This is a genomic window from Limosilactobacillus reuteri, assembly GCF_013694365.1.
GTDB lineage: Bacteria > Bacillota > Bacilli > Lactobacillales > Lactobacillaceae > Limosilactobacillus > Limosilactobacillus reuteri_E.
Map to the genome: position 1 here is coordinate 1152447 of NZ_CP059275.1, position 9411 is coordinate 1161857.

Sequence of the window (9411 nt, forward strand, 5' to 3'; positions counted from 1 at the left end):
GTTAGAAAAAATAAAAAGCCATTTGTGAATGACCTATAAACATCTTACCACAAGCGAACTGACCCTCATAGCTGATTTTTGGCATCAAGGTACTAAAGCCTATCGAGTTGCGAAATTGCTTCAACGCAGTCAAGAAACTATCTACCGTGTTTATCGTTTCCTTAATGATGGTAAAACTATCGCCCAATACCTTCAGACTTATCAGCGACATAAGCATCGTTGTGGTCGGAAGCAGACCCAACTGCCAACTGTCGAGGTTGATTATATCCATGCGCGAATCAAAGCTGGTTGGACTCCTGATACTATCATTGGTCGAAGTGAACGCCCGCTTAACTGTAGTATGCGCACCCTTTATCGCATGTTTGCTCGCAACCAGTATGTTTTTTCCGTTAAGCAGCTACCGATGAAGGGAAAACGCCATCCCAACGGCTATGTGGAACGTCGGGGCAAGAATGGGCAACTAGGACGCAGTATCCACCAACGCTACCAAGACTTTCCTCACTACCAAGAAGAATTTAGTCATTTGGAAGCCGATACTGTTCAAGGGAAAGCCCATCAAGGAGCAGTCATGACCTTGGTTGAACGTCAATCCAAAGTCATGATTGTCCTTAACGTTCACCATAAGTCGGCAGATGCGATTAATCAGCACCTCGATCAATGGCTATCAAAACTGCCACGTCATCTGTTTAAGTCGATTACTTTTGACAATGGCAGGGAGTTTGCGGGCTGGAAAGAGATCGCTAACAAGCATGATCTGCACACCTACTTTGCGGAAGTCGGTGCTCCTAATCAGCGTGGACTCAATGAGAACAATAACGGCATCTTACGTCGTGATGGTCTTAGTAAACGCATGGATTTTTGCCACTTATCTGATGAGTTAGTTATTCAACTGATGCATCGATGGAATAATATTCCCCGGAAGTCACTTAATTACCGCACACCACTCGAGGTATTCATGGGTTATGTCACGAATGAACAACTTTCACCTTTTTTCTAAGTGTTGGGTGTTGTATCCTTAATAATTTCTCTACTTATTCCTATAGCAATAATGCTGTTAGATTCAAAGGTGAGTGAGAATGCTAGTGAAGATAGATGGGCAAGGAAGGTACTCAAAAAGCAAATAATACATTTCGATAATATACTTAATTATATTATTTTGATTATTATTTTTATTACTATGGATCAAATTTTTCCTCAATTATCCCTATTTTTCATAATTGCATTTGCAGTAGTTATATATCTTTTAATAAATCTAGTAAAAAAATATATAGATTGGGTCGATATTGATGGGCTAGGGAATGATAAAGCTATAGAAGAGCAAAAAGCATTATTGACATTACCAAAATATCAACTAAGTGAGCAATCTTTTTATTGGCAATTGTTTTTAGATTACGGATGCTCTGCAAATAAGAATTCTTCTATGTTTAATCCTAAAATATTTTATGAAGTTTGGAAAAAAGCAGCATTAAATTATAGAGATGAATCGTCTCCTCAATTTTATGGATTTTGTGCATTGTTAGCAAATGCTATACCAGATTTAAAATTAAATTATGGATCTTCGTTTGATGAAGATTTTTACAGATATTGTATTGAAAAATACTTGAAAGGAGATGCAGTTTCCAAAAGAAACTGGGACATTCTTACTAAAACTTTAACCTCTTATGTAGAAAATGATGCTTTAAACAATGACGATAGTTTTATTTATTATAGATGTGTTGATTCTTTGGATAGTCTTGTTAGCAATAACTTAATGAATATTAAAGCACTGGATTACATCAATAAGCAATTTATACAATGTCTTTTATCGTGTAAGAATCCTTATAGTAAAGATCTTAAGAATACAAACTTTCGCTTAACTTCGAATGATTTTAATGAAAAAAATGAGACTTACAAACAAACCATTAGTTTAATGAAACAATTCGTCCGAGAAATAAGACATCATGAGTATCATCATTCTATGGATACAGCAGTAAATGTATTATTTCCTAAGGCAGATGGCATTACTATTGGACGTTTGGATTACTTGATTAACTGTGCTTATACTTTTATTCAAAATACTAATGAGGATGCCATGCTTATTGGTGTTGTAAATATCGTGGAAGGTACGCCAAATTTTGGGCACGTATCGATAATTCCAAATGAAGAAATAGATATTTCTGATCTTAACGAGAAAAAACTTGATTTAGCTAGAGATTTAAGTTACCAAGAAAGTATAAAAATTTATGCATATTTTTATCAAAGACTAAGAAGCATCACTTTATTAAAATCGTCTCTTAAAAAAATTGTTAAAGTAATAAAATCAGAAGAGTTCCATAATGTTTTATCGAAAGAAAATAATAGTGAGCATTTAATAGGAATTTCAAAAGTTTACGCGAATATACTACAAGATTTTATTAAAGAACTAGAATAATTGGCTAATGAGATTCAAAAGTTGAAGTTAGAAGAATTTATTGATAGATTTGAAAAATTATTACTAGATGAGAAAACACATAATATTTTGATCCGTGGGTATTTTGATGATGACAAACTACTATTAACGTTTGAATGCTTAAAAGACCTAAAGAATTTTTATGAAGGAGTTCTTGTTATCGGAAATACAACAGTTTCCTATGAAGAAGAGTTCCTGCGTAAAGGCCTTCGTACTACCAGTATTGGCAAATTAAATTTGAGTGATTCATTCAATATTAATGGATTGAGTATTAAATTTTTGCAGTGGAAAAGAAATAAAGATTTTGCATTTGGATTTAATATGGATTTTGCGATTTTTCACCCTGTAGAATCTGTATTACATAATAAAGATTTTTCAAAATTCTGTGCTACATTGAATAATTCTAAGGCCAAAAAGAATATCCTAATAACCACTAATGATTTTAATGATATCCCAGAAAAACTTTACCCATATATTGATGAAATTTTGATTTTAGACACAACAGATCTTAATAAGAAACACCAGCAAACTTATAAGGTGATTCAAGATAACCTCAATACTAAACATAGGACTCTTCCATATTGAGTGAAAGCAGATAGCATCCACCTATTTGATTTTCTGGGAAGTAGTAAAACTATTTTTGAAATCCCAGTTTTCCAAAGAAATTATGAGTGGGATAAAGACCAATGTGAGCAGCTATTTAAAGACTTAACAGTTGCAGCACAAACTAATACTGATCATTTTATTGGAGCAATCGTTTATGTAACCGAAACTGGTAATAAGATGAGTCATATTTACCGCATTATTGATGGTCAGCAAAGACTCACTAGTTTAACCCTATTGTTAAAAGCCTTATCAGATGCTGACGAACAGGATCGAGATGAGATTGAAGAAGAATATTTAACTAATAAGTATTTAGATGATAACAATCACTTAAAATTGAAGCCGGTTGAGCATGATTATGAAGCGTTTGATTCTGTTATGAACAATATGACTGACTTTGATAAGCCGTCAAAAGTCATCGACAACTATAAATTCTTTCGAAAGCTGATTGAGGATAGCGATATTGGCAGTGATGAACTATACGAAGCGATGAATCATTTTAATATGGTTTATATTGAGTTGAGTGGTGATTCTAATGAAGAAAATCCTCAAGTTATTTTCGAAAGCTTAAACTCTACTGGCGTTTCATTGTCACCATCAGATTTAGTAAGAAATTTTCTGTTGATGAAGCTCGATTCACAGCAACAGGAAGAGCTCTACAAAAAATATTGGGTTAAAATTGAGCGGATGTTTGCAACTCCAACTTTTGCGGAGTTTATTCGTCACTATCTGGTCGTTAAGACGCATATTTCAGTAAAAAAGAACAGTGTTTATAGCGGTTACAAGGATTATTTTGTTTCCAATCAATTAAGTTCAAATGATGCTTTAGCTGATCTTTTTAAGTTTGCTAATTATTATGATCAAATTTTAAACCATAATTCTAATGACTATGAATTCAATAGAATTATGGAACACATTAACGTGATGGACAGTAAAGTTGTTTACCCGTATTTAATGCTACTAATGGATTTGGTTAATTCTAAGCAAATTGATCAGAAAGAAGCAAATGAATTAGCTCATATTTTAGAAAGTTATCTTTTTCGGATAAAAGTATGTAAATTAGCAACAAACAGACTGAATAAAGTAGTTGTAGGCCTATGTGATTTATCAAAAGAAGATGGAAATTTAAAACTTAGATTACTTAGATTGTTGAAGTCAAGTTTTCCTGATGATCGTAAATTATTGGATAGCTTGATAGAAGTGGACTTGTATCATCAAAGAAATCATATGGCTAAGTTATCTCTGATAATTCTTGAGGAGCATCGAACTCGGGAAACAATTAACTTTGATGATGCTCAGGTTGAACATATTATGCCTCAACGCCTTAATGCTGAATGGCGTCTTCAAGTTGCTAATGCCGATAAAGTTAAAGAGCAATATGGTGGTATACTTGGTAATCTTACACTTACAAAATATAATCAAGAAATGAGTAATAAACCCTATAGTGAAAAGAAGGAATTCTATAAGGATTCAAATGTTTCACTTACTCGAGAGGTTGCTGAAACTTATGATAAATGGGGAAAGGATGCCATTATTGACCGAACGGAAAAGCTGACTAGAGAACTAATTAAAATTTTTCCGATGCCACACATTAAAGAAATTAGTGAAGAAGAAGTTACTGGTGAATACACAATTGATCAGACTACAGATGTTACAGGTAAAAAGCCAGTTCAAATTACTATTAGTGGAAATGAACACCCAGTGAAAACTTGGCGACAGATGCTTGTGATTTTTCTTAATGATATTTGGAATAAAGATAGTCTTAACTTTGATCGCATTAAAGAAAATCGTCAGTTGAGTCGAATGCTTTTTAGAACAGGAAATACACCAGAAAAATTGGAGAACGGTACTATGATTGAAACTAATTTCTCTGCGACGGTTATTTTGGCCATTATTGCTAAAATCTCTGAAATTTGTGATATTACTGATCAAGTTTCTTATGCTGTAAAGTAAATGAATGTACCTAAAATTAAATCATTCAAACGAATCATTCCAATGATTTATGCCTATACTACTCCCAATGACATCTCACATAATGGTTGGACTAAGATTGGTTATACAGCATCTCAATCAGTAGAAGATCGGATTAAACAGCAAAGCCATACAGTTGATGCCAAAGTAAAATTGCTTTGGAAAGGAAATGCCCGTTATGAAGATGGTACCGATGAAACGTTTACTGATCACGAGTTTCATGATTATTTAACTCAAAAACGTCATATTGAAAGAAAACCAAAAACAGAATGGTTTCACATCGATGGTCCGACTTCCCATCGCTATTTTCATCAGTTCGCAGATCGCGATTATGAAGATGTACAGGGCAATGAGAAACATGTTCAATATGAGCTACGTAAAGAACAACAAGCAGCCGTTGATAAAACTATTGCCTATTTTCTTAAAAATGGTGAAGGTAGTGAGTTCTTATGGAACGCTAAGCCACGTTTTGGTAAGACGTTGACGGCTTATGACCTTGTTCGTCAGATGCAAATGCAGAATGTATTGGTAGTAACTAATCGGCCTAGTATTGCTAACTCATGGTTTGATGATTTTGATAAGTTTATTGCATGGCAAACAAATCTTAAGTTTGTTAGTGAAACAGATGCATTAAAAAATAAGCCTGTTCTTTCTCGGAAGGAATTTATTAATTCTATTTCTGATGGTAATGATTATGGACAGGTTGTTTTTGAAAGCCTCCAAGGCCTGAAGGGATCAGTTTATTTTGGTGGCGATTACGACAAGTTGAAGTGGATTCAGGACCTGGATTGGGATTTGTTAGTTATTGATGAAGCTCATGAAGGAGTAGACACTTACAAAACTGATAAAGCCTTTGATAAGATTAATCGGAAGTACACTCTTCATTTGACAGGTACACCCTTTAAGGCACTAGCTAGAGGAAAATTTGCTGCTGATCAAATCTATAACTGGTCATATGCCGATGAACAGCAGGCTAAGGCAGATTGGAATGATGATGAGGGCGGTAGTAATCCATATGCAGTAATGCCACGCTTGAACATGTTCACTTACCAACTTTCCGAAATGATGGCTGATACCTTAAAGCAGGGTGTTGAATTGGAAAATGGTGATAAGGCAGCTCCTGCATTTGATCTTAACGAATTCTTTAGAACACAAGGTGGAAAATTTGTTTATGATGAAGCAGTTGATCATTTTCTAGACTTATTAACCACAGGTGAAAAGTATCCATTCTCTACTCCAGAACTTCGTGAAGAGTTAGCGCATACTTTTTGGTTATTAAATCGAGTTGATAGTGCTAAGGCTCTAGCCAAGAAACTTAATGATCATGAGCGTTTCCCAGTCTTTAAAGATTATAAGGTTATTTTAGCTGCTGGAGACGGCAAACTCGATGATGATCAACTTGATGAAGATCAGTTGGATAAAGTCAATGAGAAGGCTTTTGATAAAGTACAAAGAGCAACGAAAGAATTTGATAAGACTATTACTTTAAGTGTTGGTCAGTTAACCACCGGTGTCACGGTTAAGCTATGGTCAGCTGTTTTGATGCTTTCAAGTATGAAGAGCCCCGCGGAATACATGCAGGCTGCTTTTAGAGCACAGAATCCCTACACTTTTGAACGTAACGGGCAATTGGTTCAAAAAGAGAATGCTTATGTTTTCGATTTCGACCCAACACGAACCCTAACTATTTTTGACGAATTTGCTAACGACTTGATGGCAGAAACATCTAATGGTAAGGGAACCGCTGCAGAGCATGAGGCAAATATCTGTAAGTTGTTGAACTTTTTCCCAGTTATTGGTGAAGATGATAACGGTCGCATGGTAGAGCTTGATGCAAAACAGGTGATGTCTATTCCTCGCCAATTAAAATCTCAAGAGGTCGTAAAACGCGGCTTTATGAGTAACTTCCTCTTCACCAATATTTCTCGTATTTTTGCTGCTCCAACTGAAGTACGAGAAATTCTAAATGGTTTAGTAACGGCTAAAGAAGGCAAAGTACAGAAATCAAATCAGAACTCTATTGAGGGGGCTGAAGATATTTCTTTTAATGATGAGGGGAAAGTTGAAGTTCCTAAAGAACGGGTCATTGGGAAATCTAAAGAACTCTTCGGTGATAAACTTTATTCTGATATGGGGAGTCAGTTAGTTGACTCTGTATCTGATACTGAGAGTACGGACTTTAAGTCGGCAGCTAAAGCCATTTCTAAGCAGGTTAATGGTTCCTTGAATAAGGAAGTTATTAATCGGGTTAGCAGTGATTACGGATTGACTAAGCATGAAGCGAATAAGCAACAAAAACAAATTGAAAAAGAAACCGAGCAAGAGCTAAATAAGCTGGCCGATGAATTTAATGATCAGAAGAATATTGCAGACGTAAATTACAAGAAAGAACAATCTGCTGCACGTAATCAAGATGAGTTGAATGAAGCTAAGGCTAAATATGAAACTGCTGTTCAGGACATTGTTGATAATTTTAATAAGACAATGAAACAACATGTAGAAAAGACCATTGAAGATGTTCCAGCCAAAGTAGTCGAACGAGTTGAAAAGAATGAAGAGCAAAAGAAACTAAATAATGTTGAAGAAGATGCCCGGGCACATTTGCGTGGATTTTCTCGTACAATTCCTAGCTTTATTATGGCTTATGGTGATAAGAACCTAACACTTCGAAATTTCGATGATTACACGGAAGATGATGTCTTTAAAGAAGTCACTGGCATTACAGAGGAACAATTCCGATTTTTACGTGATGGTGGCGATTATGTAGATGCTGAAACAAATGAAAAGAAACACTTTGATGGTCATTTATTTGATGAAGTAGTATTTAACGATTCGATTCAGCAGTTTTTGGAGAAAAATAAAGAACTAAGCAACTACTTCGAAGATAATAGTAAAGAGGATATTTTTGATTATATTCCGCCTCAAAAGACTAACCAGATTTACACGCCTAAAGCTGTTGTTAAGCATATGGTTGACGATCTAGAAGCAAATAATCCAGGGATTTTTGATGATCCTGATAAGACTTTTGCCGATCTCTACATGAAGTCCGGACTATATATTACGGAAATTGTAAAGCGCCTATTCCGTAGTGAGAAGCTGAAACAGCTCTTCCCGAATGATCATGAACGAATTAAGCATATTATGGAGCATCAGGTTTATGGTTTTGCTCCAACACGGATTATTTACCTGATAGCAACTAACTACATTTTTGGCTTTGATGAAGCTATGAAAGATTCCTTGATGGAGAAACATTTTAAGCAAATTGACGCAGCCAAATATGCACAAGAAGGCACTTTACAAGATGTAGTGCAACGCGAGTTTGGAGAGGAGGAATAGATGTTAAATGATCCACATTTGAAGATTGTTTATTATGAACAAGATAGTTCAAAGGTTTTTCACGGCACTGATATTAAAGGTGGAATTGCAGTTTCTTATAGAGATGATAGTCGTATTCTAGGACCAATAGGTGTATTTTCTCCATATCCAATTGTTAATACAATCATGAAGAAAGTTACTCAAAATAGCAATTTTGTGTCTTTATCAGAAATAATTTATTCTCGTACTGCATATAGATTTACGGATAAAATGCATCAAGAAAATCCAGAAGCTCATGATAAATTAAGCAAAGGGCATGATTATGATGTATCGTCTAATATTTTTGAAAGATTACCAGAATTATTTTCTGATCATAGGCCAGAGGATGGACAAGAGTATATCAGAATTTTAGGCAGAATTAATGGTAAAAGAGTATTTAGATATATCAAGTCTCAATATATTAATCCTGTTGACAACACAGATAAATGGAAAGTAGTTGTTCCACAGGCCAATGGTACTGGTGAATTAGGTGAAAAAATTAGTCATCCTGAAGTTATAGGGCCGGGTACTGGATCTACAGAAACGTTTATTGAAATTGGTAACTGTAGTTCACAAATAGAGGCAATGAACCTAGCCAAATATATTAAGACCAAATTATGTCGTTTAATGCTAGGAATACTTAAAATTACACAAAATGGAAATAAACCTGTTTGGAGACTCGTTCCATTGCAAGATTTTACCCAAGATTCTGGTATAGACTGGTCAAAGTCTATTCAGGATATTGATCAGCAACTTTATAAAAAATATGATCTCAATCAGCAGGAGATTGAATTTATTGAAACTCACGTAAAGGAGATGGATTAGTTCCCGAAATGTCAATTTAAGTTAGAAAAAAAGTAGTTGCTCATCAGTGACATACTTCATGAATACCTCGTAAGGTGTTTGATAGCCCAATGATTTGCGAGGAATGTTGTTCCGGTAACTCATTATTTTGCGTCATTTGACGGACATCCTTTCATATAGGTTTGGTTCACTTAATATGATACCTGATGTCACGCCGAATGGCGTTTTTTATTTACCACCAACTGGGTGGC

At 35.0% G+C, this 9411-nt stretch carries 6 protein-coding genes and 1 pseudogene; 6 read left to right on the forward strand and 1 reads right to left on the reverse strand.

Annotation, left to right across the window (positions count from 1 at the left end; genetic code table 11):
- Window positions 1–28 precede the first annotated feature (28 nt).
- From HHK02_RS06780 to HHK02_RS06805, 6 genes are read left to right on the forward strand one after another with little or no spacing between them, the layout of a single operon-like run.
- Window positions 29–997: an IS30 family transposase gene (locus tag HHK02_RS06780; protein ID WP_152720994.1), complete on the forward strand. Its 969-nt coding sequence runs from the start codon at window positions 29–31 to the stop codon at window positions 995–997.
- Entirely contained in the window at window positions 998–2410 is a 1413-nt protein-coding gene (locus HHK02_RS06785; protein ID WP_181462194.1) for a hypothetical protein, read from the forward strand.
- The gene (locus HHK02_RS06790; RefSeq protein ID WP_152698100.1) at window positions 2411–3013 is read left to right on the forward strand and encodes a hypothetical protein; all 603 of its coding nucleotides are present in this window, start codon (window positions 2411–2413) and stop codon (window positions 3011–3013) included.
- A complete protein-coding gene (locus HHK02_RS06795) occupies window positions 3014–4984 on the forward strand; it encodes a DUF262 domain-containing protein (protein ID WP_181462195.1) in 1971 nt (656 codons plus the stop codon).
- A complete protein-coding gene (locus HHK02_RS06800; protein WP_181462196.1) occupies window positions 4985–8338 on the forward strand; it encodes a DEAD/DEAH box helicase family protein in 3354 nt (1117 codons plus the stop codon).
- Entirely contained in the window at window positions 8339–9181 is an 843-nt protein-coding gene (locus tag HHK02_RS06805; RefSeq protein WP_181462197.1) for a class I SAM-dependent methyltransferase, read from the forward strand.
- A gap of 21 nt (window positions 9182–9202) precedes the next feature.
- Here HHK02_RS06805 and HHK02_RS12615 read toward each other — a convergent pair.
- Window positions 9203–9310 (reverse strand): annotated as a pseudogene (locus tag HHK02_RS12615) (IS30 family transposase); the annotation flags it as partial.
- Window positions 9311–9411: the final 101 nt, after the last annotated feature.

What these genes read in the sequence shown, in the direction of transcription:
- HHK02_RS06780 (WP_152720994.1), top strand. Translation starts at nt 29, where the DNA reads ATGACCTATAAACATCTTACCACAAGCGAACTGACCCTCATAGCTGAT.
- HHK02_RS06800 (WP_181462196.1), top strand. Translation starts at nt 4,985, where the DNA reads ATGAATGTACCTAAAATTAAATCATTCAAACGAATCATTCCAATGATT.
- HHK02_RS06805 (WP_181462197.1), top strand. Translation starts at nt 8,339, where the DNA reads ATGTTAAATGATCCACATTTGAAGATTGTTTATTATGAACAAGATAGT.